General features: G+C 61.7%; 28 protein-coding genes and 1 tRNA gene. 12 read left to right on the forward strand and 17 right to left on the reverse strand.

Features of this window, described 5'->3' with window-relative positions; translation table 11 throughout:
- Positions 1 to 7 precede the first annotated feature (7 nt).
- The 3 genes from AC1DOG_RS07910 to AC1DOG_RS07920 all read left to right on the forward strand — a co-directional run bounded on the left by AC1DOG_RS07910 (position 8) and on the right by AC1DOG_RS07920 (position 3,833).
- Positions 8 to 394: a hypothetical protein gene (locus tag AC1DOG_RS07910; RefSeq protein WP_477927301.1), complete on the forward strand. Its 387-nt coding sequence runs from the start codon at positions 8 to 10 to the stop codon at positions 392 to 394.
- 92 nt (positions 395 to 486) lie between these two features.
- Entirely contained in the window at positions 487 to 3,027 is a 2,541-nt protein-coding gene (gene secD / locus AC1DOG_RS07915) for a protein translocase subunit SecD (RefSeq protein WP_477927302.1), read from the forward strand.
- A 110-nt stretch (positions 3,028 to 3,137) separates the two neighbouring features.
- The gene (locus AC1DOG_RS07920; protein ID WP_477927303.1) at positions 3,138 to 3,833 is read left to right on the forward strand and encodes a sensor histidine kinase; all 696 of its coding nucleotides are present in this window, start codon (positions 3,138 to 3,140) and stop codon (positions 3,831 to 3,833) included.
- A 7-nt stretch (positions 3,834 to 3,840) separates the two neighbouring features.
- On the opposite strand, the gene AC1DOG_RS07925 is transcribed toward AC1DOG_RS07920, so the two are convergent.
- From AC1DOG_RS07925 to AC1DOG_RS07935, 3 genes are all read right to left on the reverse strand, one after another.
- Positions 3,841 to 4,278, reverse strand: a complete 438-nt coding sequence (locus AC1DOG_RS07925) for a response regulator (protein WP_477927454.1) — start codon at positions 4,276 to 4,278, stop codon at positions 3,841 to 3,843.
- A gap of 14 nt (positions 4,279 to 4,292) precedes the next feature.
- Positions 4,293 to 4,997 (reverse strand): response regulator transcription factor, encoded by a 705-nt coding sequence (locus tag AC1DOG_RS07930; protein ID WP_047507352.1) that lies wholly within the window; start codon positions 4,995 to 4,997, stop codon positions 4,293 to 4,295.
- A gap of 412 nt (positions 4,998 to 5,409) precedes the next feature.
- Positions 5,410 to 5,784 carry a response regulator gene (locus AC1DOG_RS07935; RefSeq protein WP_477927304.1) on the reverse strand — a complete coding sequence of 125 codons (375 nt, stop codon included), beginning with the start codon at positions 5,782 to 5,784 and terminating at the stop codon, positions 5,410 to 5,412.
- A 256-nt stretch (positions 5,785 to 6,040) separates the two neighbouring features.
- Between AC1DOG_RS07935 and AC1DOG_RS07940 the strand changes: the two genes are divergently transcribed.
- The 7 genes from AC1DOG_RS07940 (at position 6,041) to AC1DOG_RS07970 (ending at position 15,857) form a co-directional block, all read left to right on the forward strand.
- Positions 6,041 to 8,095, forward strand: coding sequence for a sensor histidine kinase (locus tag AC1DOG_RS07940; RefSeq protein WP_477927456.1), 2,055 nt, complete (start codon positions 6,041 to 6,043; stop codon positions 8,093 to 8,095).
- The gene (locus tag AC1DOG_RS07945) at positions 8,082 to 8,507 is read left to right on the forward strand and encodes a response regulator (RefSeq protein ID WP_018898394.1); all 426 of its coding nucleotides are present in this window, start codon (positions 8,082 to 8,084) and stop codon (positions 8,505 to 8,507) included. The genes AC1DOG_RS07940 and AC1DOG_RS07945 overlap by 14 nt, the downstream gene beginning before the upstream one ends.
- 4 nt (positions 8,508 to 8,511) lie before the next feature.
- Positions 8,512 to 10,125, forward strand: coding sequence for a response regulator (locus tag AC1DOG_RS07950; protein WP_477927305.1), 1,614 nt, complete (start codon positions 8,512 to 8,514; stop codon positions 10,123 to 10,125).
- 62 nt (positions 10,126 to 10,187) lie between these two features.
- A complete protein-coding gene (locus AC1DOG_RS07955; RefSeq protein WP_112979841.1) occupies positions 10,188 to 11,747 on the forward strand; it encodes a VOC family protein in 1,560 nt (519 codons plus the stop codon).
- A gap of 573 nt (positions 11,748 to 12,320) precedes the next feature.
- Positions 12,321 to 13,238 (forward strand): glycosyltransferase family 2 protein, encoded by a 918-nt coding sequence (locus tag AC1DOG_RS07960; RefSeq protein ID WP_477927306.1) that lies wholly within the window; start codon positions 12,321 to 12,323, stop codon positions 13,236 to 13,238.
- Positions 13,239 to 13,293: 55 nt separating this feature from the next.
- Positions 13,294 to 14,784 carry a lipopolysaccharide biosynthesis protein gene (locus AC1DOG_RS07965; protein ID WP_477927307.1) on the forward strand — a complete coding sequence of 497 codons (1,491 nt, stop codon included), beginning with the start codon at positions 13,294 to 13,296 and terminating at the stop codon, positions 14,782 to 14,784.
- A 50-nt stretch (positions 14,785 to 14,834) separates the two neighbouring features.
- Positions 14,835 to 15,857, forward strand: coding sequence for a polysaccharide pyruvyl transferase family protein (locus AC1DOG_RS07970; RefSeq protein ID WP_047507341.1), 1,023 nt, complete (start codon positions 14,835 to 14,837; stop codon positions 15,855 to 15,857).
- A 6-nt stretch (positions 15,858 to 15,863) separates the two neighbouring features.
- Here the strand turns inward: AC1DOG_RS07970 and AC1DOG_RS07975 are convergent, their stop codons facing one another.
- Both AC1DOG_RS07975 and AC1DOG_RS07980 read right to left on the reverse strand, forming a co-directional pair.
- Positions 15,864 to 16,760: a DMT family transporter gene (locus tag AC1DOG_RS07975; protein ID WP_477927308.1), complete on the reverse strand. Its 897-nt coding sequence runs from the start codon at positions 16,758 to 16,760 to the stop codon at positions 15,864 to 15,866.
- A 154-nt stretch (positions 16,761 to 16,914) separates the two neighbouring features.
- On the reverse strand, positions 16,915 to 17,343 hold the full coding sequence (locus tag AC1DOG_RS07980) for an OsmC family protein (protein ID WP_112979837.1): 429 nt from the start codon (positions 17,341 to 17,343) through the stop codon (positions 16,915 to 16,917).
- A gap of 271 nt (positions 17,344 to 17,614) precedes the next feature.
- Between AC1DOG_RS07980 and AC1DOG_RS07985 the strand changes: the two genes are divergently transcribed.
- Complete coding sequence (locus AC1DOG_RS07985) at positions 17,615 to 17,821, forward strand: hypothetical protein (protein WP_477927309.1); 207 nt, start codon at positions 17,615 to 17,617, stop codon at positions 17,819 to 17,821.
- 58 nt (positions 17,822 to 17,879) lie between these two features.
- Here the strand turns inward: AC1DOG_RS07985 and AC1DOG_RS07990 are convergent, their stop codons facing one another.
- Positions 17,880 to 18,284, reverse strand: coding sequence for a hypothetical protein (locus AC1DOG_RS07990; protein ID WP_477927310.1), 405 nt, complete (start codon positions 18,282 to 18,284; stop codon positions 17,880 to 17,882).
- 229 nt (positions 18,285 to 18,513) lie between these two features.
- Here AC1DOG_RS07990 and AC1DOG_RS07995 point away from each other — a divergent pair, with 229 nt between their 5' ends.
- A complete protein-coding gene (locus tag AC1DOG_RS07995; protein WP_477927311.1) occupies positions 18,514 to 18,762 on the forward strand; it encodes a hypothetical protein in 249 nt (82 codons plus the stop codon).
- Between the two features lie 23 nt (positions 18,763 to 18,785).
- Here AC1DOG_RS07995 and AC1DOG_RS08000 read toward each other — a convergent pair whose 3' ends face one another.
- The 11 genes from AC1DOG_RS08000 to murA all read right to left on the reverse strand — a co-directional run bounded on the left by AC1DOG_RS08000 (position 18,786) and on the right by murA (position 25,279).
- A complete protein-coding gene (locus AC1DOG_RS08000; protein WP_477927312.1) occupies positions 18,786 to 19,019 on the reverse strand; it encodes a hypothetical protein in 234 nt (77 codons plus the stop codon).
- A 154-nt stretch (positions 19,020 to 19,173) separates the two neighbouring features.
- Positions 19,174 to 19,443 carry a hypothetical protein gene (locus AC1DOG_RS08005; RefSeq protein ID WP_047507331.1) on the reverse strand — a complete coding sequence of 90 codons (270 nt, stop codon included), beginning with the start codon at positions 19,441 to 19,443 and terminating at the stop codon, positions 19,174 to 19,176.
- Positions 19,444 to 19,564: 121 nt separating this feature from the next.
- A tRNA-Phe gene (locus AC1DOG_RS08010) sits at positions 19,565 to 19,640 on the reverse strand.
- 181 nt (positions 19,641 to 19,821) lie between these two features.
- The gene (yacG, locus tag AC1DOG_RS08015; protein WP_047507557.1) at positions 19,822 to 20,031 is read right to left on the reverse strand and encodes a DNA gyrase inhibitor YacG; all 210 of its coding nucleotides are present in this window, start codon (positions 20,029 to 20,031) and stop codon (positions 19,822 to 19,824) included.
- Between the two features lie 32 nt (positions 20,032 to 20,063).
- The gene (locus tag AC1DOG_RS08020; RefSeq protein ID WP_018898379.1) at positions 20,064 to 20,684 is read right to left on the reverse strand and encodes a Maf-like protein; all 621 of its coding nucleotides are present in this window, start codon (positions 20,682 to 20,684) and stop codon (positions 20,064 to 20,066) included.
- 57 nt (positions 20,685 to 20,741) lie between these two features.
- A complete protein-coding gene (gene infA, locus AC1DOG_RS08025) occupies positions 20,742 to 20,960 on the reverse strand; it encodes a translation initiation factor IF-1 (protein ID WP_003545338.1) in 219 nt (72 codons plus the stop codon).
- Between the two features lie 130 nt (positions 20,961 to 21,090).
- A complete protein-coding gene (locus tag AC1DOG_RS08030) occupies positions 21,091 to 21,567 on the reverse strand; it encodes an arsenate-mycothiol transferase ArsC (protein ID WP_477927313.1) in 477 nt (158 codons plus the stop codon).
- 5 nt (positions 21,568 to 21,572) lie between these two features.
- Complete coding sequence (locus tag AC1DOG_RS08035; RefSeq protein ID WP_112979834.1) at positions 21,573 to 22,046, reverse strand: UPF0262 family protein; 474 nt, start codon at positions 22,044 to 22,046, stop codon at positions 21,573 to 21,575.
- 3 nt (positions 22,047 to 22,049) lie between these two features.
- On the reverse strand, positions 22,050 to 23,348 hold the full coding sequence (gene hisD, locus AC1DOG_RS08040) for a histidinol dehydrogenase (RefSeq protein ID WP_477927314.1): 1,299 nt from the start codon (positions 23,346 to 23,348) through the stop codon (positions 22,050 to 22,052).
- Between the two features lie 38 nt (positions 23,349 to 23,386).
- Positions 23,387 to 23,824 carry a DUF2948 family protein gene (locus tag AC1DOG_RS08045; RefSeq protein WP_112942809.1) on the reverse strand — a complete coding sequence of 146 codons (438 nt, stop codon included), beginning with the start codon at positions 23,822 to 23,824 and terminating at the stop codon, positions 23,387 to 23,389.
- Positions 23,825 to 23,986: 162 nt separating this feature from the next.
- Positions 23,987 to 25,279, reverse strand: a complete 1,293-nt coding sequence (gene murA, locus AC1DOG_RS08050; protein WP_112429160.1) for a UDP-N-acetylglucosamine 1-carboxyvinyltransferase — start codon at positions 25,277 to 25,279, stop codon at positions 23,987 to 23,989.
- Positions 25,280 to 25,322 lie beyond the last annotated feature (43 nt).

Below are 25,322 nucleotides of genomic sequence, written 5' to 3' on the forward strand. Positions count from 1 at the left end.
CGACCAGATGAGGTTCGATACGCGCCGCATGACCGGTCGCGTTGCCGTCTCGCTGGCTGTCGCGATCTTCGCCTATCTCGGCCTGTTGTTCGGCGGTAATCTCGTGCTCGGCCCCACGCGCGGACCCAACAACGCATTCTCTTCTTCGAGCAAGGATAGCCAGCCGCTGCAGCTGAGCGCACGCGACGTCGTGCGCGGCGTGCTGGCAGCTGACCGCAAGGTCGCGCAGAAATACGCGACCTATGCTTCCGGCGATGCGGCTACCGCTGACCTGCAAGTCTTCGAGCGCTCGTCGCCCGGCTTCCTCCGGCTTTCGCAGTCCACTTCGCCCGCCTTCTACGCGGCTGACGCGAAGCCCTACGATTCGCATGGACCGCCCGCTTTCGCGGTCTGACGACACGCGCCCCGGCGCCTCCCATTGCATTTACGACACGCCTGCCTGCGCCCGAAGCGCAGGTTCCAGCGTTATCAAGGATAGACAACACTATGCGCACCTCACCATGGCTGGTGGCCACCTATACGGTGATCATTTTCCTCGGCATTCTGATCGCACTGCCGAATGTCCTGCCGCAATCCACATTGCAGCGCCTTCCCTCGTGGCTCCCGCACCAGCAGGTCTCGCTCGGCCTCGACCTTCGCGGCGGCTCGCACCTCGTTCTCGAAGTCGATGAAGCCGACCTGACGCGCGAGCGTCTGCAGTCGCTTCTGCAGGACGCACGCCGCGTGCTGCGCGAAAAGAACATCCAGCCGAAGTCGGTTGTTCGCAACCAGAACCAGATCGTCGTGACGCTGAACGACCAGGCGCAGACCGACGAAGCGGTGACGCAGCTGCGCACGCTCGGCAACACGATCGCAACAGGCATTTCCGCCGGCCAGTCGGACCTTTCGGTCACGACCAGCGGCGGCAACATCATCGTTGCCTTCTCGGCCGCCGGCATCTCCAGCAACGTCGACAGCGCCGTCCAGCAGAGCCTAGAAGTCATTCGCCAGCGCGTCGACCAGGTCGGCGTCGCCGAACCGACGATCCAGCGCATCGGCGGCAACCGCGTTCTCGTGCAGCTTCCGGGCGCGCAGGATCCGACCCGTCTTCGCCAGCTCCTCGGCTCGACCGCCAAGATGTCCTTCCACATGCTCGCGCCGAACAATGCTCCCGGCCCCGGCGTGACGATGCTCAAGGACGATGAAGGCAATACCTATCCGGTTCTCGACCGTGTCGAAATCTCCGGTGACCGTCTTTCCGACGCCCGCGTCAGCTTCGACCAGAGCCAGCAGCCCGTCGTCAGCTTCCGCTTCGACAGCGCCGGCGCGACCCGCTTCGCCGACATCACCCGCCAGAACGTCGGCAATCCCTTCGCCATCGTTCTCGACGACAAGGTGCTGAGCGCGCCCGTCATCCGCGAGCCGATCACCGGCGGTTCCGGCCAGATCTCGGGCAACTTCTCGACCGATACGGCCAACACGCTTGCTGCCATGCTGCGCGCCGGCGCCCTGCCCGCCAAGCTCACCGTCATTGAAGAACGCACGGTTGGTGCCGACCTCGGCGCCGATGCGATCCAGATGGGTATCTATTCCGGTCTCGTCGGTTTCGTCCTCGTCGCAGCCTTCATCTTCCTGCTCTACGGAACCTGGGGCATTCTCGCCAACGTGGCGCTGCTCATCCACACGATCCTGACCTTCTCGGCACTGACGCTTGTCGGCGCCACGCTGACGCTGCCCGGCATCGCCGGCGTCGTGCTCGGCATCGGTCTGGCGGTTGACGCCAACGTTCTGATCAACGAACGCATCCGTGAAGAAACCCGCAAGGGCAAGGGCTCGTTCGCGGCCATCGACACCGGCTTCCGCCGCGCCTACTCGACCATCATCGACGGCAACATGACGGCGCTGATCGCCGCCGCCATCCTGTTCTGGTTCGGCACCGGCCCGGTTCGCGGCTTCGCCGTCACCATGGCGCTCGGCCTGATCATCTCGATGTTCACCTCGGTCGCCTTCGTTCGCGTCTCGATGATCGAGATCACCCGCCGCTTCAAGCTGAAGACCATCAACATCAAGCCGCTGCTGCCGGTCTTCTACCCCTACGACAAGCACATCCAGTTCATGAAGGCGCGCTTCTTCGGCGTGACCGTCTCCGCGCTGCTGTCGGTCGCATCGGTCGTGCTCTTCTTCCATCCTGGCCTCAACTACGGCGTCGACTTCCGTGGCGGTATCCAGATGTCGGTGAAGACGCAGGAAGCAGCCGATCTCGCCAAGTTCCGCGAAGGCCTGAACAGCCTCGGCCTCGGCGAAGTCTCGCTGCAGTCCTATGGCGACAACAACACCATGGCTGTGCGCGCTCAGCGCCAGGACGGCGGTGAAGAGGCGCAGACGGCTGCCGTCACCAAGCTGAAGGACGAGATCGTCAAGATCGATCCGTCGGCAACCGTGACCGGCACCGACGTCATCGGCCCGAAGGTCAGCGGCGAGCTTGCATGGGCGGGTATCCTGTCCGTCGTCATCGCCAGCCTCGCGATGCTGCTCTACATCTGGTATCGCTTCGAATGGCCGTTCGCAGTCGGCGCCATCGTCACGCTCATTCTCGACGTGACGAAGTGCATCGGCTTCTTTGCTCTCACCGGGCTCGACTTCAACCTGACCGCCATCGCGGCGATCCTGACGCTGGTCGGCTATTCCGTGAACGACAAGGTCGTCGTCTACGACCGCATGCGTGAAAACATGCGTCTCTACAAGTCGATGCCGCTGCGCGAACTGATCGACAAGTCGATCAACGAAACGCTCGCCCGAAGCATCTACACCAACGTGACCGCCTTCCTCGCCCTGCTGCCGATGGCAATCTGGGGCGGCAGCGCGGTCGAAAGCTTCGCGATCCCGATGGTGTTCGGCATTCTCGTGGCCGCAGCATCGTCGGTGTTCATCGCGGCGCCGATCCTGCTCTTCCTCGGCGACTGGCGTACGCGCCACCGCGCCGCGGTTTCGAGCAATGACGACAAGGTCGACATCATTCCGCCGAGCTCGCGCAAGTCGGCAGGCTGATCCAAGATCGACCTTTTCAGGTTGCTTTCGTGAAATTGATGCGGGCGCCGGTTGCAGAACCGGCGCCCGCTTTCTATTCTCCGCCCGGGCTTAAATCCGGCGGACGAGACATGTCACCATCGACGACAGAGACCGACGAAACGCGCATCAAGCGCTTTCTCGCCATTGCCTCGCACGACCTGCAATCGCCGCTCAGACACATCGCGATGTATGCGGAGATCCTGATCGACGAGATCGGCGACGGGATCGATGCCGAGCATCTGGAATATCTGAACACCATTCTTGCCAAGACGCAGGCCGCTCAGGAGCTGACCAAGGGGTTGATCAGCTTCGCTTCCGGCGCGCCGCGACTTGTGATCAGCGATGTCGATACCAAGCTCTTGGTCGCGCAGATCTGGGCGGAGCTGCGCTTCGAGGTCGATGCACCGAAGGCCACAATCGAGACAGGCGACCTGCCCGGCATCCGGACCGATGCGGGGATCCTCGGGCTGGTGCTGAAGAACGTGATGGCGAACGGGCTTATGCATCGCACGGAAGCCGACGAGGCGTGCCGGCTGACGGTCGAGGCGGAGGTCGATGCCACGCATTGGACGATCCATATTTCAGACAACGGGCCCGGCATCGCGAGCGAACATCGGGAGAGCGTGTTCACCGCCTTCTGGAGCCTGCTGCCGGAGGGCGCCGCGAAGAGGCCGGGCCTCGGGTTGGCGGCCGCGCGCGAGCTGGTGACCGCGCTTGGCGGGACGATCTCGCTCACATCACCGGCGGAGACGGGAAGCAGGTTCACGATCCGGCTGCCCGTCTGACGACACGTCAGATGTTGTAATCGTCCTTCCAGACATCCGGCATGTCATAGCGAACATATTCGCGGATGATGTGCTGCAGCGTCTCGACGTCGATCTCGTCCTTGCCGATCCTGAAATCGACACCATAGTCCTGGAACTGCTGGAAGTAGCTGTCCGACACATCCATCGATATGACGCCGATCGGGCCGGTGAAACTAGCGGCGCGAAGCTTCGGCACGGTCTCGCGAAAATCCGCGTTCGGGAGCAGCCGGTTGTCGAGCAGGATCAGGTCGAACCTGTCGCTGCCGAGCTTTGCCAGCGCATCGCTGACCGATTGTGCGTAGTCCATCTCGACCTTCGGCTCGGTGAGTGCCGCGACGGTCTTTTTCAAGGCGCGAAATTCGATGAATTCGTCGTCGACGAACAGGATTTTTACCGCCTCGCCGCGAGCCGTCTCTGATTTCACTTCAGCGTTTTCGGTCACGAAACAAGTCCCATGCGCAACGCCATCGCCACCATGTGCACGCGATTGACCGCGCCGAGCTTCCTGACCGACGCCGCGATATGCGAATTGACGGTGTGTTCCGACAGGCCGAGGATGATGGCGATCTCCGCCGATGTCTTGCCTTCACTGGTCCAGCGAACCACTTCACTCTCCCGTTGGGTCAAACGCCCGGACATTTCGTTGACCAGGATTTCCTCGTAGAACTTGTCGAATATCCGCATCGTGTCGAGCAGGATATCGGCGACTTCGCCCTGGTCCGGCTGCTGGCGCTTGCCACTGAAGGCGACACAGTAGCGGCGCCCCTCGGGCGTGAAAAGCGGGATGAGCAGAAAGCTGTTTGTGTCGAACTCGTTGAGGACGAGATCGGGAGGATAGCCCTCCAGATTGTTGGCCTTGCCGCTCATGGGGGTCGCCAGAAACTGCGCAGCCTTGGATTTGATGAAGCCCAGCGCGCGGCCCATGGCGTAGACGAAGAAGCCGGTCTGGCGCTCGGCGACATTGGTGATGATGATGTCGCGCGCGCCGAACGGCTGCGACGCCTCGGAGATGCGGGCGAGCGCGAAGCTGTCGAAGGCATAGTGATGCGCGGCCGCCTTCAGAAGTCGAAAGAAATCCGTGCGGTTGATCGCCCGCCCCAATTCCGGGCCAGCGTGAAATGGAAGTGCCATCGCGCTACTCATTCCGCATTCCTGCTTCTTGGCTCCTACGTGCCGGTGGTTACCGGTTGAGCGGCATCTCCGAACTCTGGAGACACGCGCCAGACTGATACAGTTAATGACCGAGTGCGGAGTTTCGAGGGAAACCGCCGCGACACGCCGATCACAAAATCGGCATGCGACCTCCGCTTCCGCCCCCTACCCTCGGCATTCGCCTGTCCTACGCCGCCTGCGACGCGCTTCGCGCATCAGCGGGAAGACAGACTTCAGTCACAGATTTTGCCGGGGTTGTTTCGTCAACAAAGTCAAACGGCTCTCCCCAGCATCGTCTCACACTGCTTCATGCGTATAGTGTGAAATGTAGCCAAAGTCGTGTCAATGAGACTTGCAACCATTGCGTCATAAATACCTAAGAAAGTCGATTGTCTTTGATGGACTATTGGCCGGGACTCACGAGTGCACTGAGGTCGATCGGTTTTTCGACGTATAGATCCGCCCCGCAGGCCAAGGCCCGCTCCCGATCCGCCGTCGCGTCCGAGCCGGAACAGACAGCGATTCGCATCGATGCGAAGCGTTGATCGGCGCGCAGGCGCGTGACGAGGCCGATGCCGCTATCGACAGGCATGTAGAGATCAACGACCAAGAGCGCCGGTAGCGCCAGGCCTTCGGCGGCGGATACACAAAGCGCCTCAAAGGCGGCATCGGCGGTCTGGAAGCAGGAAAGAGCGATGTCCGGGCGTTCCTTGCGGCAGACATACTGCGCGTAAAACAGGTCGTCGCGGCTGTCGTCCACATAAAATACCGCCGGCATTGCCACCCTCCCGTGCTCGCGCCGGCACTCCGTTCGACCGCAGAGCACGGCATCCGTAACAGGCATATTGCCGGTCGACGCCGAAGCCGCAACTATCGCGACAGATGTATATTGAATAATTTTCAATTCTGGAAATAGTAACCGCCGGACGGGAGAGCAACGCGTGGTGAAGCCGATCATTGGTCGAAGGACGAGTGCCCCCTGGCGCCAGGAACGACACCGTTTGACCACGATCGTGCTCGGCGTGCTTCTGCTCATGCTGGGCGCCGTGATCCTTCTCGCCTGGGTGCGGCAGATCGAGCCTCTTCTTTTCCTGATACCGGATTCACCGGCGATGGCAATCAACACGGCGATCTGCTTCTGCCTCACCGGGATCGCGCTCGTCATATCGGTCTATACAAGCGCAAACGCGCGGCTCGCCGCTTTCCTGCTGTTTTCGCTTGCCGCCGCGATGAGCGGGGTCCGGCTGATCGAGCTGACATTCGTCGGAAGACAGCCGCAGATCATGGAGCGCTTTCTGGCCGGCATTTTTGTCGATCCGGCATTCTTTGGCCGCATCGGCGGCGGCATGGCGCTCAATACCGCCGTGATCATGTTCTTCTCCAACCTCGCTCTGGCGCTGACCCCGCCGGACCAGAAGGGCAAGGCACGGCTTTTCGAGGAGCTTGTCGGCTATGTGGTGATCGGCCTAGGCATCGCGGCCCTTGCCGGATACGCGATGCATACCGAGCACATCTATCGCTGGGGATCGAACATCGGCATGGCGGTGCATACCGCCGCCGGCGTGACGCTGCTCGGCTCGGCGATGCTGGTGCGGTCCTGGTGGCTGCAGCCGGACCAGCATGGCGGCATGCCCGTCTGGCTGCCGGGTGCGCTGTGCTTCATCGGGCTGATGATCGATCTCTATACCCCTCTCGGGGTGGTGAACGGCATGATCTATGTGCCGCTGATCCTGACCTCGCTGTGGTTCAACAGCCGCACGGCGCCCTTCAACCTGGCCTTCGTCTGCTCCATCCTGATCCTGCTCGGCTTTCTTGCTGTCGATCGGCATGGCGAAGGCTATGGCTACGAGGCGACGAACCGCGCCATCACTGTCGGCATGCTCTGGCTGGTTGCGACCTTCGTGTTTTTCTTCCAGCGCAAGAGCGACAGCCTGGATGCCGAGCGCATCCGCTTCGACACGGTGACGCGCAACACGCCGAACGCGATCGTCGCCATGGATCCGCAGGGCAAGATTTCGCTGTTCAATCCGGCGGCCGAGGAGATGTTCGGCCGGACGTCGAGGGAGGCGATCGGAGAGAGCGTCCATATCCTGCTGCCGGAAACCTTCCATGCAGGGCTCGACGACTATTTCCGGCGATCGCTGCTCTTGAGCGAGGAAGGCGGGACTGGGACGACGGGTACGATCTCGGGCATCAGGCGCAATGGCGAGACATTCCCGCTCGATGTGTCGCTCAGCGCCTTCCGGACCGGGACGACGGTCACCTTCGTCGCCATTTTGCGCGACATCAGCCTGCGGGTGCAGCAGGAGGAGCAGCTGCGGACGATGTTCCGCCAGCTTCAGGCCTACACCGCCGATCTGGAGCGCAGCAATTCCGATCTCGACGAGTTCGCCTATATCGCCTCGCATGACCTGAAGGAACCGCTGCGCGGGATGCACAACCATTCCCGCTTTCTGCTCGAGGATTATGAGACGGTGCTCGACGAGGACGGCGTGCGTCGCATCAACCGTATCGTCCGGCTTAGCCAGCGCATGGAGAAGCTGGTAAACGACCTGCTCTATTTCTCGCGCATCGGGCGCCAGCAGCTGGCAGTGAAGCGCACCGACGTCCATGCCATCGTCAAGGACGTGGTCTCGACTATGGAGCTTTATCTGGAAGAGCGGCGGGCGAAGGTGCTGGTCGAGGGCCAGCTTCCTGACGTCGTCTGCGATTCGCTGCGGCTGACCGAGGTCTACCGCAACCTGATCACCAATGCCGTTAAATACAACGACAAGCCCGAGCCGATCGTCACCGTCGGCCACGTCGGCGAGCTTGTCGGCGAAGACGGGCGCCGGACGAGCGACGTCTATTTCGTGCGCGATAATGGCAAGGGTATTCCCCGCGAGTTTCACGAGGATATCTTCCGCATCTTCAAGCGGCTGGAAAAGACGCAGGAATCGGACGACGGCACCGGCGCCGGGCTGACCTTCGTGCGCAAGATCATCGGCCGTCACGAGGGCGACGTCTGGCTGGAGTCAGAGGTTGGCCAGGGCACAACCTTCTATTTTACACTGGGTCACAAGCGCGAGGGGCAGCATGCAGCACCGTGAATCACAGCCGATCCTGATCGTCGAAGACAGCGAGGACGACTACGAAGCAACGATCCGCGCGTTCAAGCGCGCCAAGCTCAAGAATCCGGTGCAATGGGCGCCATCGGGCCAGCAGGCGCTGGATCTGCTGGCGACGATGGAAACACGGCCGGGCCTCATCCTGCTCGACCTCAACATGCCGGGGCTCGATGGCCGCAAGACGCTGGAGGCGATCAAGTCCAACCCGGCCTGGCGGAAAATCCCGGTGGTGATCCTGACCACGTCGGACGACGAGCGCGACATCGAGGGCTGCTACGCGCTCGGCGCCAACACCTACGTCCAGAAACCTGTCGATCTCGACGGGCTGTTCGCCGCGATCCAGAGGTTGAAGGAATACTGGTTCGAGATCGCCATATTGCCTCTGGAGGGGTGACTTCATGGCCGACGGCAATGCGGTACTTGTTATCGACGACAATATCGACGACCGCGAGGTTTATCGGCGGATGCTGGCGCGCGCGCCGGGCGCGAACTACGTGGTCTACGAGGCTGAGAACGGCGACGAGGGCATAGCGCTCAACGCGCAGAAGCGGCCGGATTGCGTGTTGCTCGACTACTCGCTGCCAGGCCGCGACGGCGTCGGCGTGCTCGAGGAGATATTGAAGCTCGATCCGTCCGCCAACGTGATCATGCTGACGGGCCAGGGAAGCGAGACGATCGCCGTCGAGGTAATGAAGGGCGGCGCGCGGGATTATCTCACCAAGGACACGCTTTCGCCGGAGACGCTGCACCGCTGCATCCAGAGCGCCATCATGCATGGCGATCTCGCGGCCAAGCTGGAGCAGAAGCAGCAATCGCTCGAGATCTTCACCCGCGCCATGGCCCACGACCTGAAGGAGCCGCTGCGGACGATCAAGTCTTTCAGCCGGCTGCTGCAGGCATCGCCATCGCTGGCGCATGACGATCACGATCTGCTCGGCTACGTGCTCAGCGCGGCCGACCATATGGAGGAATTGATCGTCAAGGTGTCGGGCTTCTCGAAGCTTGAGGCTTCCGGCGATCTCGAGGCCAAGCCGGTGTCGCTGTCGGCGATCGTCGATCAGGTGGAGCGCAATCTGCGTGAACAGATCAGCAGCCGCGGCGCGGAGATCGAACGTGGCCCGTTGCCCCTGGTGATGGGCGACGGGACGCTTCTGGTGCAGATGCTGCAGAACATCATCTCCAACGCCATCAAATATTGCGAGGCCGAGGTGACGCGCGTGCGGATCTCGGCACAAGGCGAAGGCACGCTCTGCCGGATCGCCGTCAGCGACAACGGCCCCGGCATCGCGCGCGACCACCGCGAGCTGATCTTCCAGCCGTTCAAGCGACTGGTCGGGCGCGGCATCGAGGGGACGGGGCTCGGGCTGGCGATCTGCCGGCGGATCGCACAGCTGCATGGCGGCGCCATCTGGTGCGAGGATGCCGATGGCGGCGGCACCACCTTCATCATGGAGCTGCCACTGGCCTTGAGTGAGACGGACAGGGCGCCCAAGGGGGCGGCAAGCCCGACACAGGCAGAGCAGCGCACGGATAGAATCGGCAGGGTGGCCGAGGTGCTCCTGGTCGAGGACAGCCCGGCAGATGTGCAGCTTTTGAAGATCAAGCTGATGAGGCGCGAGAAGGTGACGTTCAACCTGCATCTCGCCTCGAACGGCCGCGAGGCGATGCGGCTTCTTCAGGAGCGGGCAACCGGTGGTCACGATCCTTTGATCGACCTCATCCTGCTCGATATCAACATGCCGATCATGGATGGGTTCGAGGTTCTGGAGGCGCTTTCGCGTGACGCGCGGCTGAAGACGATACCGGCCTTCATCCTAAGCACATCAAGCGATGAGGACGACATGGAGCGCGCCAGGACGCTTGGCGCGCGGGCCTACATGATCAAGCCGCCGACGCGCCAGCAGCTGGAACTTGCGCTGCGGGATGTTCAGACTTTGGATTTGCAGCCTTGCGGAGATGCCCTAATTCTTTATGGAGAGCAAACAAGGCACCAAGCAAACGCAACGATATGACTGTTATCCTCACCTTCATCTCCGCGCTCCTTCTGTACCCAATGCAATCCGGGCTCCCCTCTATGGCTTCAGGCATACACCACATCACGCTGCTGACCCGAAAGGTGCAGGCGAACGTCGACTTCTACGCCGGCTTTCTCGGCATGCGGCTGGTCAAGCAAACGGCCGGCTTCGAAGACGCGACGCAGCTACACCTCTTCTATGGTGACGCGGAAGCCACGCCGGGCTCGCTCGTGACATTCCTTGTCTGGGAAGATGGCGCGCCTGGTCGTGCCGGCTTCGGGCAATTGAGCGAACTCGCGCTGGCGATCGACCCTTCCAGCATCGGCTATTGGCTGACGCGGGCGATGAGCTTCGGCGTCCGCACGGAAGGTCCGGCCGACGAATTCGGCGAGCCGGTGCTGCGCCTGAAGGATCCCGACAACATCATCGTCAAGCTTGCCGGCACGCCGGCCCTGAAGTCCCCGGCTCCGTGGCATGGAGCAGGCATTCCGGTCGAGCACGCCGTGCAGCGCGTGCGCGGGACGACGATGCTGACCGAGGAGCCGGAAAAGAGCCGCGCCTTCGTCGAGAGCCACTTCGGTTATCGCTTCCAGGAAAACCGCGGTAATATCGACCGACTGGTTTCGCAGTCCGGCGATATCGTCGATATCAGGAACGCCAAGGGGTTCTGGTCGAGCGCGCCGGGAACAGGCACCTTTGACCACGTCGCCTTCCGCGCGGAGGACGACGCGGCACTGTCGAAGGTTCATGATGCACTGAAGAGCGAGGGTGCGAGCGCATCTGATATCAACGTGCATGACCGCAAGTATTTCCGCTCGCTCTATGTGCGTGAACCTGGTGGCACGCTGATCGAGCTTGCGACCGACAAGCCGGGCATGACGGTGGACGAGCCGGCGGCGACGCTTGGCGAAAAGCTGTTCGTGCCGAAGGACCCAATCACCGATCTCAAGGATCTCAAGGTGGTTCTGCCGCAGTTCTCGATGCCGGGCGAACCCCGGATCAATTATCGCGAACTGCCCTTCGTGCACCGCTTCTACACGCCGCCGAACCCTGACGGCACGGTTCTGGTGCTGCTGCACGGTTCGGGCGGCAACGAGACGACGTTGATGCCGCTGCTGCACAAGGTGGCGCCGCGCGCGACGCTGCTCGGCGTGCGCGGACGCGCGACGGAGGAAGGCATTCCGCGCTGGTACAAGCGCATCACGCCGTTCTCCTTCGACCAGCAGGACATCAAGAACGAGGCCGAGGCTTTCGCCGCCTTTATCGACGGCGCGGTCAAATCCTATGGACTCGATCCGAAGAAGCTCGTCTATGTTGGCTATTCCAACGGCGCCAATCTCCTGAACTCGCTTCTCTATCTTCACCCGAACCTGGTTCACAAAGCGGTTCTGCTGCGCTCCATGCCCGTGCTCAGCGAATTTCCGCATGCGGACCTGAAAGGCACCGATCTGCTTGTCATCAGCGGCAAGACGGATGCCTATGGGAAATATGCAAGCGACCTCGAAACACGGCTGAAGACATCTGGCGCAACCGTCGATTCGACCGTCATCCCGACGGGGCATCTGCTCGGCGATGACGATGTTCCGGTCATTCAGAAGTGGCTGACGCACGAGGAATAGCGCGTCGGCGGGCTGCCAGCGGAGCTCCATCCACTGCCGCCAGGACACACCCGCTGGTCGTATTCTGCAATTTCTACTCGGACCCGTCGCATTCTTCCAAGTCATGCGGCGGGTTTTTCTCTGGCGAAAACGTCCGATCCGGCCGGTCTTCTTGAGCGATATTGGTCCGGTAAGACCAGCTGTCTTTTACCTCTCAGCCATTTCGCCAGTGCGAAGAAGCGCAATGCGGCGATGAGAAAACGACGCAAGCAACGTTATTGCATTTCTATATATTTTTATATTCACAATGCTTAAATCGGATTTATTTCGACAATAATCAGAAGCAAACAAACAGAATTTCGACTTTGTGAATATTAAATAAACACGAATTATTACAATTACTTTTCTTCATTCTGGAAATAATATCGCATTAATATCACCCGTCTGCGATTAATAATATACCAGCAAGAAATCACCACATTGTTTTGGTTTTTCAGCAAACTGTATTGGTTTGCTGCAACGCAAAATGTTTCTTGCCGAGGTTGGGGGAGCGCCCTACCCTTTCCCCGACATCGACTGCAGAAGGGAACCCGAATGCCTCCTCAGCCCGTGGACATCAGCCTGATCATCTCGTCGAGAAATCGGGCTTATGGACTGACGAACTGCCTGGATGCCGTATCGAATGCCGCGCGCCAGGCCAGCGATCTGAGCCTGGAACTCGTCTTCGTCGACAATGGTTCCACCGACAACACTTCCGCGATCGTCAGCGAATGGGCAAAGACCGCGCCGATCAGCACCAATCTCGTTTACGAAGTGAAGCCCGGTCTTTCGGTTGCGCGCAATAGCGGGCTGGCTGCCGCGAAGGGCCGGATCATCGCTTTCACGGATGATGATTGCGAAGTGTTTCCCGACTACTTCACGGTGATTGCAGCACTCTTTGCCGCCGACACCGATATCGTCATGCGCGGCGGTCGCATTGAGCTTGGCGACGCGCGCGATCTGCCTGTCACGATCAAGCCAGAGCTGGAGCCTGCCGTGCTGACCAGCGAACTGCATGCCGGCGGGTTCATCCATGGCGCCAACATGGCGTTTCCGCGCGCGCTGATCGACAAGGTCGGCCTGTTCGACACCCGCTTTGGCGCCGGCTCGCCGTTCCGCTCCGGCGAGGATACCGACTACGTGCACCGCGCCTTCAATTCCGGCATCCGCGTCGAGTACGTCCCGGATTTCGCTGTGAAGCATTTCCATGGGCGCCGGGAACTCGGCGACGTGAAGAAGCTGCAGAGCGGCTATGCCTTCGGCAACGGCGCGCTCTACGCCAAATACCTATTCGACCGCCGCTCGAACATGCGCGGCATGCTGCGCTGGGACATTCGCCAGGCAGTGCTGGAGGCGATCGGCCGCCGCAAGCTCAGCGACGAGCTGGGGCTCACCTATCGCAGCCAGCTCAGAGACAATTTCACCGGCATGGTCGCCTATTGGCGCGGCCAGAAGACGGGCCGGGCCGCTTGAGCGGTCCCAAGCCCCGAAAGCATTGCGCCTCAGCGCCCAATCGATTGGATACTGAATGACAGATACGGCAATTGGCCACGCCGAGCTGAAGAAGAAGACCGCGCTTTCCGTCCTCTGGTCGGTCATCCGCGTGGCGTGGAGCACGATTGCGACCTTCGTGATCTTCGTCATTCTCGCCCGCATTCTTGGCCCCGGCGATTTCGGCACCTTCGCGCTCGCGAGCCTGTTCGTCGAGATCGGCAGGGTGCTTGCCTATGCCGGCCTCGGTGACGCGGTGACGCGCCAGCTCGATCTGGACGAGGAACTGGCCGATACCGCCTTCTGGGCGACCATTGCCTTCAGCGCCATCGTCGCCGCTGTCGTCTTCGTCTTCGCGCCCTATTACGGCGATCTCGTCCGCGACTCGAAAGTCGCCGAGATCCTGCGCTGGCTGGCGCCGCTGCTTCCGGTGTCGTCGCTTGCCGTGATCCACAATGCGCGTCTGGCACGCGAATTCGGCCACAAGAACCTCGCGGCTCAGGCGATCGCCGCCAGCCTGCTTTCCGGCATCACCGCCGTCGCCTGCGCCTTCATGGGCTGGGGCGTGTGGGCGCTGGTCGCCCAGACTGCCGTCAATGCCGTCGTCACGGTGCTGCTCGGCTGGGTCGCCTATCCCTGGATGCCGAAGTTCCGTTTCAACGTGCCGCTGTTCCGCTCCGTCTTCCTGTTCAGCATTAGCCTTGTCGTCACGCAGCTGATGTGGATGCTGCTTGCCCGTGTGCAGGACATCTTCATTTCGCGTTGGTACGGTCCGGTCGAAGTCGGCCGTTACCGTATTGCCTGGCGGCTGATCGAGCTGATCGGACAGGCCGTGCTGGCGCCGATCGGCAGTGTCGCGCTGGTGACGCTGTCGCGCCTGCAGAATGACCGCGTCGCCTTCCGCAACGCCTACAACAAGATTGTCGGCGCCGCTGCACTCGGCACCATTCCGCTACTGCTCGGCTTCGGCGCTCTGTCCAACGACATGATCGCCATGTTGTTCGGCGACAAGTGGGGCAATGCCGGCGATATCGCCACGGTGCTGGTGCTGATGGCTGTGCCCTTCGTCATGAACTTCTTCGCCTCGTCGGCGCTCTCCGCCGTCAACAGGGCGGAATCGATCCTCTCGGTGGCTGCCCTGCAGCTTGCCGCGACGCTGGTGCTCACCTGGCTGCTCGTGCCCTATGGTGTGGTTGCCGTTGCGGCCGGCTATACGCTGCGCGCCTGGCTGACGCTGCCCTACCAGCAGTACGTGCTGGCCCGCTTCGCCAACATCGATGCGATGAGCACGCTGAAGGCCGTGGCGCTGCCGCTCTGCGGTTCGCTGCTGATGGCAGCCGGTGTCTGGCTCGCTCATCCTGTCATCGTCGAGCATGTCCAGAGCCGCTGGCTGTCGCTCGGCCTCAGCATCGGCCTCGGCGCGGTGATCTATCTCGCCTTCCTGCCGATCTTCGGCCGGTCGGTCATCCGCCCCTACATCGCGCTTGCAATGTCGCTCAATCCGTTTCGCAAACACGCGCAGGCCTGAGCCCGCGCAATAACTTTCGGACCTCTTGTCCCTAAAACAAGGAGCCTTCAATGGAATCTAACCTGACGATCATCAACCGCCTGCAGGGCGTGATCGAGAAGAACCTGTCTGACGTATTCGACCCGTCGGAGCGTTATGCGCTTCTCGACTTTCCGAACCACTACAATATCGGCGACAGCGCGATCTGGCTGGGTGAACTTGCATATTTCGACAAGAAGCGCTCGCGCCCGTCCTATGTCACCGAAATCCCGACCTTCGACGAGGACCGCATGCTCGGCGCCATTGGCGACGGCCGGATCTTCCTGCATGGCGGCGGCAATTTCGGGGACATCTGGGCCGGCTACCGCCAGTTCCGCGAAAACATGCTGGAGCGGCACAAGGGACGGCCGATCGTGCAGCTGCCGCAGACCATCCATTTCAAGGATCAAGCCAACGTCGACAGCACGGCACGCGCCATCGAGAAGCACGGCCAGTTCACGCTTCTCGTGCGCGACAAGAAGAGCCTGGCGTTTGCGCAGCGCTGGTTCCAGTGCGAGACGCGTCTTTGCCCGGACATGGCCTTCTGCATCGGCCCGGTCGCAAAGCCGGTGCCGCAGCATGAGCTGCTCTTGAACCTGCGCGAAGACCAGGAAGTCGGCACGCCGCAGGACCTGACGGCGGCGACGCAGCGGCCGGGGACAGTGAAGTCGGATTGGCCGGATGAGCCCGCCGATTTCCAGAAGCAGACCAAGCATGCGGCCATTCTGAAGGGATTGCTGTCAGGCAAGATCGGTGGCCGCGCGCGGATGACGGAACTCGCCTACCGCGAGCGCGCGCAGCAGCGCTTCGACCGTGGCGTGGCACTCCTGGGCTCGGCGCGCCAGGTGATCACCGACCGCATGCACGGGCACATCATGTGCGTGCTGATCGGCGCCGACCATTGCGTGCTCGACAACAGCTACGGCAAGACCAGCAGCTTCATCGAAGCCTGGAACACCTGCAACACAGAGAAGGCGGAACTTGCGGCGACCGTCGACGAGGCGCTTGATATTCTCGACGCACGGCGCATGCAGAAGCAGGCGGCTGTCGCCTGATTGCAATCAGCCTCGCCGGGCGATCATGATCCCGGCGAGGACCACCAGACCACCGATCGCCTGCATCGGGCCGATCGGCTCGCTGAGCAAGATCCATGCGAGGATGGCGGCCACGACCGGCTGCAGAAGCAGCGTCAGCGACGAGAAGGCGGCCGGCAGATAGGCCAGCGCATAGGTGATCGCCACCTGGCCGCTGGCATGGCTGATGAAGGCGAGGCCGAAGACCATGGCCCATCCATAGGCCGTGGTGGGCATGAGATGGCCTTCCACGAAGAAGCCGAAGGGAAACAGGCAGACGGCGGCCGACGCCGTGCTCCACAGCATGATACGAACCGTATCGAAGCGCGTGCGCAGCCTGCCGATGGCGATGATGTATAGCGCGTAGGCCACTGCCGCGAGAACGGCGCCGCCATCGCCCAGCAGATCGCCCTGACCGAGTGCCGCGGGACCACCCTTGAGGATGACGACGCCGACGATCGCCAGCAGCAATCCCGCGACGAACACGCGCGTGACGGCAGCACCCATGAAGAGCACGCCGATGATGGTGACGAAGACCGGCGCCAGATTGGCGAGCAGCGTTGCATTGGCGACGGATGTGATTGTTATCGACAGGTGCCAGGTGATGAGGTCGACGGCCAGAATGACGCCGGGCAGGATGAGCATGCCGCGATCCGCCCAGGTCTCGGGCTTCGGGCCGGTGGCGCCACCCTTGATCAGCGAGAAGATGTAGATCGGAAAGAAAGCCAGCGCCACGCGCCAGAAGCCGGTTGCCATCGGGCCCACTTCCGACAGCCGCACGAAGATCGGCGAGCCGCCGATCGCGGCACCGCCGAGGATCAGCGCGGCAAGCGCGAAACGGTGCGAGGGAGCGGACTGCGGGAGGGCGGAGGAGACTTGCGACATGGCGTACCGTGCTTGCGGCGTCGGGTGCGATCGAGCGGCGCCATCATGCACCGCAAGTAGCAGAAGCAGCGGCCTGAGAATAGCCCGGGAACGACAGGCGCGGTCGATATCGTCGCCGGCGCGGCTCGCGCTACGCCGGAACCATCAGAAAGGGTCAGCCGGAGATGACCGTCGAGAATTCCGGATTGCCGCGGATCGTGTTGCTCACCGTGCAGATCTCGTCTTCGGCGGCGTGGGCGATTTTCTGGCGGGTCTCCTCGTCGATGTCGCCCTTGATGGAGAAGGCGATGTTGAAGGTCTTGACCCGCGACAGGCCTTCGGTGGCCTTCTCGCCGGTTACGTCGGCCTTGAGCTCGGTGATGCGGTCGAGAACGCCGAGTTGGCTCGCCGCCATGCGGGCGCTCAGGACCAGGCAGGCCGAGAGCGAGGAATAGAGAAGGTCCAGCGGGTTGAAACCCGGTTGCGACGGGCTGGTGACGATGTCGATCTCACCGCCGGTGGCGGAGGTGACATGTGGGAAGCCGGTGCGGCCGAGAACGGCGCTGGCGCCAACGGGACGAGTGCGAACCTTTAGGTCGGCCATGAGTTATTCCTCGGAGATGATTCGTGCCTGTAGATAGGAGCTTCGATTGGCCGGCGCAACGCGCTTTTCGCCGCTGATGCAATCGCAATCCACAAAGGTGCGGCGCGCTGCAACCAAGGAAGGAAATCGGCATGAAATACCGATTCGGCACACCCTGAGAGGCGAAAGGTCAAGCTGAGTTAGACATCCCCATTTCTAGGGATAGCCCGGCATCCGCCTCGCAATGCAATATGATGTCGCACTAAAACAGAAATGACTATCGGAGTGATCCATGCGAGAACTTGAGACAGTTGCTGTTGCACCCAACGTCGTCGTCGAAAGCGCGCCGTTCGGTTACGTCCGCAAGGTCTATGTCGATGATGAAGCCTGTTGGGGCCTGTTCGACCAGGATGGCGATGTGATCTTCGTCGGCGATGCGCCGATCGACTGCCATTCCTATGCAGCCAAGGAGCATATCCGCGTGCAGGTCGTTCACTGATCTTCCTGCCACGGCGCCCGTCCCCAAGAACGAGCGCCGAGAAGGAATGCGGTGGACTTCAGCGATAGGACGGCGTCGATGGCGTCATGGCCACCTGTTCGCCGGAGAAGATGACGAAGGCGAATAGCAGGACGCCGATGAATGTGATGATCGAGGCGATTGCCACGACGGGTTCCATCGCCATGTTGCCAAGCAACATCAGATAGAGGCTCGGAACCATCAGCGTGACGCCCGCGGTATAGATGCCATACTGGATCATCGCGATGCGGCGTTCGGCCTTGCGCGGGTTAAGCGCGTAATAGCCCCCGAAGAGCGCCATCGTCACCCAACCCAAGAGATTGCAGTGTGCATGAGCGCCGATCACGCTGTGATCCTGCGAGATTGCCATGTTCAGGCCCATTCCGATGCCAAAGATCAGGAACAGAATGGCCGTCTTGAAATATAGATGCGAGATGCGTGGCATGTGAATCTCCCCTCTTTTCGGCAGGGGTAATATTACCACTCCAGAGGCGAGTTGAGAACGACACCCTTATCAGTAGGCTGCAACACGCGCGGCGAGACAACGTTCAGCGTTTCTCCAGGAAATCGGATATGTCACGAATTTCCGCCCAGATTGCTCGATATCGTCATGAATACTTCGTTAAAGCCTGTGGTCTAGCATGGCGCGTGCGAATGAGTTGCGGAGAAGTGAGATGCGGGAGATCTACAGGCCGTTTGTCACCAGTGACGATCCCGATCGGGATGTGCGCTGCCAGGACGCGATGCAGTTCGCGTTCGAGGACCTGACGCGCGCCAGTGTCGCTTCCGGCTGGAACGAGCGCGAAAGCATGGAGGCGATCATCAGCCTCGCGGAAGAGCGCCTGCGCGTGCTCGGCGCCAATGACGACGCCAAACAGCTTCTCGATGTTCTGAAAAAGATGGTCCAGCAACCGGCGGCCTGAGGGCTTTCGCCGATCCCCAACTATCAGGCGGATTTCGCCAGCGGCACGTCGACGCTGTCGGCCAGGATCTGTGCCTGGGCGACCGACAGGTTATGCGACGCCATCAGTAGCAGGCACAGCGCCACGGCGCGCGGCACTTCCTGCTCGCCCGTCGCCCAACGGCGGCTGGTGATCTGGTCTATTCCAAAGAGACTTTCCACTCCAGCAGTGGTCAATCCCAGGACCGCCAGAGCGGCTCTGTATTCCAAAGCTTTCATGTTTGCTGTTCCTGGCGCGCTTTATGCGCACTTATCTTTCGAAGTGGCCCACCTTAGTTTCGGTTTATTTTAAAGGGTCTCCGCAAGCGACATTTTCAATTCTGAAAACGACAGTCACAGCAGTGTCACGGCGTCAGAGTCTTTCTGGAAAACTCTAGTGAACCGATGGTTCGTCCGCATCATCAAGGAAAGTACGGATGCCGTCGCGCTCGACCGTGGCCAAAAACTCGTCGAAAGCATCGCGATCGGTCTCGAAGCCCTCTTCCCATTCGATCAGGTCGTCGTCTTGCGTCACGACTTCCATCTTCCAGTCGCCATTGGTGCCGGCCGGGCGGAAGATATCGACCAGAACGGTCACGCCATCATCGGTAAACTCGCCGGCGAGTTCGGAATGCTCGAGCTTCGGTTCTTTCGTCTTGGCCATGATACTCTCTGCTGGTCCTGCGGGATGGACCGCTGTAGCAGCCCGATCGTTTGCCGCCAAATCAAAAGATGGCTTCGGCAGCAGACACGAAAGGAAGAGTTTTATTGTTCGGGAGAAAGAGTGGTGCCCAGACGCGGATTTGAACCACGGACACGCGGATTTTCAATCCGCTGCTCTACCAACTGAGCTATCTGGGCATTCCTGCTTCGGCACATCTCTCGTCTCCGAGAGCTGTAGGGGCTTGGTTTTCCCCGGAAGCGAGCGGGGTTATAACATCTTGTTCGGCCATGGCAAGCGCCAAATGAGAGTTTTTTGACAGGCCTGTGAATTTTCCGAATTATTGAACAAATTGAACGGCTTCCCGAGCGGGAACCACGATCAGTTCTCGTCCGGGTACTCAGCCTTCGTCTCATCTTCGGCAACGGGGATGGCGTAGGAGCCGGTCAGCCAGCGCGAAAGATCGACTTCGCGGCAACGGTTCGAGCAGAATGGATAGTGCTCGCGCTGCGAGGGCGTGCCGCACTCCGGGCATGGGTGTGCCTTGCGCAGCGGTTCGATCTTGGCGCTCTGTCTGGTTTCATCGGGCATGGTCAATCCTTCGGGTTTTCGGCCCGCCGGCTTCAAGCCTCGGGCCACCGGCTATGGACGTCGAAGCCCTCGCCGGTCAGAAGCAAAATGGTCTCGTACAGCGGCAGGCCGACGACGTTGGTGTAGGAGCCGACCATCTTCTGCACGAAGGTGCCGGCCAGCCCCTGGATGCCATAGGCACCCGCCTTGCCGCGCCACTGGCCGGAGGCCAGGTAGTTTTCGACCTCGAAACCGGACAAACGCTTGAAGCGCACCTTGGTTTCCACGATCTTCTGGCGGATCTTGCGATCAGGCGTCACCAGGCAGACACCGGTATAGACCCAGTGGCTGCGGCCGGAGAGCAGGTATAGCGAGGCCGAGGCCTCGTCTGCGAACTCGGCCTTGCCGAGAATGCGGCGACCGACGGCGACGACGGTATCGGCGGCCAGGATGTAGCTGCCCTTCCAGGTCATGTCGCCCTTGATGGCAGCAAGTGCTGCTTCGGCCTTTTCCGTCGACAGGCGGCGCGCCAGCGAGCGCGGGTGCTCCGACTTCTTCGGAGTCTCGTCGATATCCATCGGCATCAGGCGCGAGGGCTCGATCCCTGCCTGGTTGAGCAGGTCAACGCGGCGGGGGGAACCCGAAGCCAGAATGAGCTTGTATTTGAGCGCCATGGAACCTCGACTACCGGGCAGACGGAAGCGAAAGCCTTAGGGGCTTTCGGATCAAGCTTACTTGAAGCGGTAGGTGATACGGCCCTTGGTCAGGTCGTATGGCGTCATTTCCACAAGAACCTTATCGCCGGCGAGAACGCGGATACGGTTCTTGCGCATGCGGCCGGCCGTGTGGGCGATGATCTCGTGCTCGTTTTCGAGCTTCACGCGGAACGTCGCATTCGGCAAAAGTTCGGTGACGATACCCGGGAACTCGAGGACTTCTTCTTTAGGCATATAGGTGTTTTCTTCCTGTCGGTTGAGATGGCGGCATGGGCCAAGATTGGGGCCGCCTCAAAATTTGGGCGGAAACTACACAATCAACGGGGGTTTGTGAACCAAATTGATCGCGTTTCCTTTATTTGTTTCATGCGGACTGCGCGGCGATACCACTTCGGTCTAATAGACGGCTCTCGATAAGCTCGGCGAGGTAATTGCGCACCTCGCGATAGCTCTCCAGAATCTGCTCCCGTGTGCCCTGCGCGACTGTTGGGTCCATGGTCGGCCAGTAGACCACCTCGACGGCGCTCGCGCGCGTCAGTTCCAGCGCTGCGTGGTGGGCTTGCGGCGAGAGCGTGATGATCACATCGAAATAATCGTCTTCGAGATCTTCCAGCGTGTGCGGCAGATGCCGACCGAGCGACAGGCCGATCTCATCGAGCACCACATCGACGAAGGGATCGCGTTCGCCAGCGCGCACGCCGGCAGACCTTATATAGGTATTGGAGGGCAGCAAACTACGGGCAATCGCCTCGGCGATCGGCGAGCGGATAGCGTTCATGCCGCACATGAACAAAATCGCGCCCGGCCTGATGCTTGCGCTTGTCGGTTCGAGCTCGCTCATCCCGGTCATCCGCGCCAGTAGAGAACGCAGACCAGCGTGAACAGGCGGCGCGCGGTGTCGAAATCCACCTCGATCTTGCCGTCCAGTCGGTTCTGCAGCGTCTGCGAACCCTCGTTATGGATGCCGCGCCGCCCCATGTCGATCGCCTCGATGCGGCTTGGAGAGGCGGAGCGGATCGCCTCGTAATAGCTCTCGCAGATCATGAAGTAATCCTTCACGATGCGCCGGAACGGGGTGAGCGACAGGATATGAGTGGCGACCGCCTCGCCGCCTTCGGTCGTAATCGCAAAGACCAGCTTGGTATCGACAAGCGAGATGTTCAGCCGGTACGGGCCGCCGGCATGGCCGAGGGGCGTAAAACTGTTCTCCTCGATGAGATCGAAGATAGCGACGGCGCGCTCGTGCTCGACATCGGGCGTCGATCGGCCGATGGTGTCGTCCAGGACGACGTCGCAAAGCCGGAAGTCGCCCGCAGCCATCGCTTACCGTTCCAGGTTGAGGCGGATCGCAACCGACCGCGCATGGGCGTCGAGACCCTCGGACACGGCGAGCGCAATGGCAGCCGGACCCAGCGTGCGCAGCTGTTCCGAACCGAGGCGCAGGATCGAGGTGCGCTTGACGAAATCGAGAACCGAGAGGCCGGACGAGAAGCGCGCGGAACGGGCTGTCGGCAGTACGTGGTTGGAGCCGCCGACATAATCGCCGATCACTTCGGGCGTATGCGCGCCGATGAAGATTGCGCCGGCATTGCGGATCTTGTCGACCAGCGCATCCGGATCGGCGACGGCGATCTCCAGATGCTCGGCGGCGATGCGGTTTGCGAGCGGAATGGCGTCGCTGATCTCCTTGACCAGGATGACAGCGCCGAAATCACGCCAGCTGGCGGCAGCCGTCTCGGCGCGGTTCAGCGTCTTCAGCTGGCGCTCGACGGCTGCCTCGACCGCCTTGCCGAAGGCCGCGTCGTCGGTGATTAGGATCGACTGGGCGCTGACATCATGCTCAGCCTGGGCGAGCAGGTCGGCTGCGATCCAATCCGGATTGTTATCCCTGTCGGCGATGACGAGGACTTCCGACGGACCGGCGATCATGTCGATGCCGACAGTGCCGAAGACGTGGCGCTTGGCAGCGGCGACATAGGCATTGCCGGGGCCGGTGATCTTGTCGACCGGCGCGATGCTATCGGTGCCATAGGCGAGCGCCGCCACGGCCTGGGCGCCGCCGATCCGGTAGATCTCGCTCACGCCGGCAAGCTTGGCGGCGGCAAGTACGGCGGGATTGACTTGGCCGCCTGTTGCGGGAACGACGATGACAACGCGATCAACACCGGCGACCTTGGCCGGAATGGCGTTCATCAGCACCGAGCTCGGATAGCTTGCCGTGCCGCCGGGAACGTAAAGGCCAACTGCCTCGATCGCCGTCCAGCGCGAGCCGAGCGTCACGCCCATGGCGTCTTCGTAGATATCGTCCTTGGGGAGCTGGCGGGCGTGGTGGGATTCGATGCGGACGGCTGCGACCTTCAGCGCGCCCAGCACTTCGGCGGGCACGGCCTCGACGGCCGCGTCGATTTCCGCTTCGGTGACACGCATCGGCGTCTCGGCGAAATCGATGCCCTCGAACTTCCGCGAATATTCGGCCAGCGCCGCATCGCCGCGGGCGCGGACATCATCGATGATGGCGCGGACGGTGATGTTCACGTCCTCGGACATTTCGCGCTTGGTCGTCAGAAACGCCGCGAAACGCTGCCCGAAATCGTCCGATGCCTGATCCAACCAGATTGCCACGCGTCAATTCCTCTCGGTATGCTTCGATAAATGCGTATTCAGGCGCCGGGATGGCGCGGCTTGGAAGCGGTTTCCCATGCGCCGCCGATATCCGCAAGCTGAACCTCGATGCATTCGACATCGAGCGCGATGGTGGCGCCGGCGGCGAGATCGATCTGGATGGTGCCCTCAGGCCCCTCGCCTTTCTGCTCGAAGCGGATGGCGAGCAGCGACAGGACGTCCTCGCGGTTCTTCTGATTGATTCCAACGGAGCGGACGGCCAGCACGCGCTTGAAGACGATGGCGGCGCGGCGGCGCTCGAAGCCCTTGCGCTTGGCGCCGGCTTCTTCCCAGACGAAACGATTGGCGGCGATGGAGAACTGCTGGTCGCGCGGCGACCAGGAAAGATCCGCGACCTTGAAGACGCTATCCTGCGTATGCGCGGAGACGACGGCAAGGTCTTCGCTATCCAGCGCAACAAGCTTCAGGTCGGTCATTCAGGCAGCACCCCATTGTCTCTGGTATCGCCGGGATGGCGATACCCGGCGCCGCGGAATGGCGGTGCCGTAGGACAAGGGACATAAGGCGCTGAGGCCCATTGCGCAACGGGGATAAAGGGCGAATGACCGCCCTTTGTCTCGTTACGTCTACAGTTGCGCTTATTCGCTGACGCGTTCGACGATCGCGCCGCAGCGGGTGAGCTTTTCTTCCAGGCGCTCGAAGCCGCGATCGAGGTGATAGACGCGCGACACCATGGTCTCGCCTTCGGCCGCAAGACCGGCGATGACGAGCGACACGGAAGCGCGCAGATCGGTTGCCATGACCGGTGCACCCTTCAGGCGCGGCACACCTTCGATCTTCGCCGTCTGCCCCGACAGCGAAATCTTGGCGCCGAGGCGGGCAAGTTCCTGCACGTGCATGAAGCGGTTTTCGAAGATGGTCTCAGTGACATGCGACACGCCGGTGGAGCGGGTCATCAGCGCCATGAACTGCGCTTGCAGGTCGGTCGGGAAGCCCGGGAACGGATCGGTGACGATATCGACCGGGCGGATGCCGGCGCCATTGCGGCGGACGCGCATGCCGTTGTTGGTGGCGGAGATTTCAGCGCCGGCGCGGCGAAGCGTCTCAAGCGCGGTGTCGAGCAGCGCCACATCGGTGTTTTCAAGCACGACATCGCCGCCGGCCATGGCAACGGCCATGGCGTAGGTACCGGTCTCGATACGGTCAGGCAGAACGCGGTGGCGCGCGCCCGACAGCGAGGTGACGCCTTCGATGGTGATGGTGGAGGTGCCGGCGCCAGTGATCTTGGCGCCCATGGCGATCAGGCAGTTGGCGAGGTCGACGACCTCAGGCTCGCGGGCGGCATTGCCGATGACGGTGGTGCCGCGGGCAAGCGTGGCGGCCATCATCATGACGTGGGTCGCGCCGACGGAGACCTTCGGGAAGGTGTACTTGGCGCCGATCAGGCCACCCTTGGGGGCGGTGGCGTTGACATAGCCGCTGTCGATATCGAGCGTCGCGCCGAGTGCCGTCAGGCCGTCGAGGAAGAGATCGACCGGGCGCGTGCCGATGGCGCAACCGCCGGGCAGCGAAACGCGGCACTGGCCTTCACGCGCCAGAAGCGGGCCGATGACCCAGAAGGAGGCGCGCATCTTCGAGACCAGCTCGTAGGGAGCGGTTGTGTCGACGATGGTGCGGCAGGTGAAGTGGATCGTGCGCGAGTAGCTGTCTTCCTGGCGCTCACGGCGGCCGTTGACCGAAACGTCGACGCCATGATTGCCGAGGATGCGCAGCAGCTGCTCGACATCGGCCAGGTGCGGCACGTTTTCGAGCGTCAGCGTATCGCTGGTCAAAAGCGAGGCGATCATCAGCGGCAGGGCGGCATTCTTGGCGCCGGAAATGGGAATGATGCCATTAAGCTCATTACCGCCGACAATTCTGATACGATCCATAAGCGCTTACGGGCCACGCCCGCCTTTCTGAAACTCTGTCTTT

It is taken from the genome of Rhizobium sp. 01N48 (genome assembly GCF_056399145.1).

Excerpts from the sequence above, each read along its gene's own strand:
- AC1DOG_RS07910 (WP_477927301.1), top strand. The coding sequence starts at position 8 with ATGAGGTTCGATACGCGCCGCATGACCGGTCGCGTTGCCGTCTCGCTG.
- secD (WP_477927302.1), top strand. The coding sequence starts at position 487 with ATGCGCACCTCACCATGGCTGGTGGCCACCTATACGGTGATCATTTTC.
- AC1DOG_RS07920 (WP_477927303.1), top strand. The coding sequence starts at position 3,138 with ATGTCACCATCGACGACAGAGACCGACGAAACGCGCATCAAGCGCTTT.
- AC1DOG_RS07930 (WP_047507352.1), bottom strand. The coding sequence starts at position 4,997 with ATGAGTAGCGCGATGGCACTTCCATTTCACGCTGGCCCGGAATTGGGG.
- AC1DOG_RS07935 (WP_477927304.1), bottom strand. The coding sequence starts at position 5,784 with ATGCCGGCGGTATTTTATGTGGACGACAGCCGCGACGACCTGTTTTAC.
- AC1DOG_RS07940 (WP_477927456.1), top strand. The coding sequence starts at position 6,041 with ATGCTGGGCGCCGTGATCCTTCTCGCCTGGGTGCGGCAGATCGAGCCT.
- AC1DOG_RS07945 (WP_018898394.1), top strand. The coding sequence starts at position 8,082 with ATGCAGCACCGTGAATCACAGCCGATCCTGATCGTCGAAGACAGCGAG.
- AC1DOG_RS07950 (WP_477927305.1), top strand. The coding sequence starts at position 8,512 with ATGGCCGACGGCAATGCGGTACTTGTTATCGACGACAATATCGACGAC.
- AC1DOG_RS07955 (WP_112979841.1), top strand. The coding sequence starts at position 10,188 with ATGGCTTCAGGCATACACCACATCACGCTGCTGACCCGAAAGGTGCAG.
- AC1DOG_RS07960 (WP_477927306.1), top strand. The coding sequence starts at position 12,321 with ATGCCTCCTCAGCCCGTGGACATCAGCCTGATCATCTCGTCGAGAAAT.
- AC1DOG_RS07965 (WP_477927307.1), top strand. The coding sequence starts at position 13,294 with ATGACAGATACGGCAATTGGCCACGCCGAGCTGAAGAAGAAGACCGCG.
- AC1DOG_RS07970 (WP_047507341.1), top strand. The coding sequence starts at position 14,835 with ATGGAATCTAACCTGACGATCATCAACCGCCTGCAGGGCGTGATCGAG.
- AC1DOG_RS07975 (WP_477927308.1), bottom strand. The coding sequence starts at position 16,760 with ATGTCGCAAGTCTCCTCCGCCCTCCCGCAGTCCGCTCCCTCGCACCGT.
- AC1DOG_RS07980 (WP_112979837.1), bottom strand. The coding sequence starts at position 17,343 with ATGGCCGACCTAAAGGTTCGCACTCGTCCCGTTGGCGCCAGCGCCGTT.
- AC1DOG_RS07985 (WP_477927309.1), top strand. The coding sequence starts at position 17,615 with ATGCGAGAACTTGAGACAGTTGCTGTTGCACCCAACGTCGTCGTCGAA.
- AC1DOG_RS07990 (WP_477927310.1), bottom strand. The coding sequence starts at position 18,284 with ATGCCACGCATCTCGCATCTATATTTCAAGACGGCCATTCTGTTCCTG.
- AC1DOG_RS07995 (WP_477927311.1), top strand. The coding sequence starts at position 18,514 with ATGCGGGAGATCTACAGGCCGTTTGTCACCAGTGACGATCCCGATCGG.
- AC1DOG_RS08000 (WP_477927312.1), bottom strand. The coding sequence starts at position 19,019 with ATGAAAGCTTTGGAATACAGAGCCGCTCTGGCGGTCCTGGGATTGACC.
- AC1DOG_RS08005 (WP_047507331.1), bottom strand. The coding sequence starts at position 19,443 with ATGGCCAAGACGAAAGAACCGAAGCTCGAGCATTCCGAACTCGCCGGC.
- yacG (WP_047507557.1), bottom strand. The coding sequence starts at position 20,031 with ATGCCCGATGAAACCAGACAGAGCGCCAAGATCGAACCGCTGCGCAAG.
- AC1DOG_RS08020 (WP_018898379.1), bottom strand. The coding sequence starts at position 20,684 with ATGGCGCTCAAATACAAGCTCATTCTGGCTTCGGGTTCCCCCCGCCGC.
- infA (WP_003545338.1), bottom strand. The coding sequence starts at position 20,960 with ATGCCTAAAGAAGAAGTCCTCGAGTTCCCGGGTATCGTCACCGAACTT.
- AC1DOG_RS08030 (WP_477927313.1), bottom strand. The coding sequence starts at position 21,567 with ATGAGCGAGCTCGAACCGACAAGCGCAAGCATCAGGCCGGGCGCGATT.
- AC1DOG_RS08035 (WP_112979834.1), bottom strand. The coding sequence starts at position 22,046 with ATGGCTGCGGGCGACTTCCGGCTTTGCGACGTCGTCCTGGACGACACC.
- AC1DOG_RS08045 (WP_112942809.1), bottom strand. The coding sequence starts at position 23,824 with ATGACCGACCTGAAGCTTGTTGCGCTGGATAGCGAAGACCTTGCCGTC.
- murA (WP_112429160.1), bottom strand. The coding sequence starts at position 25,279 with ATGGATCGTATCAGAATTGTCGGCGGTAATGAGCTTAATGGCATCATT.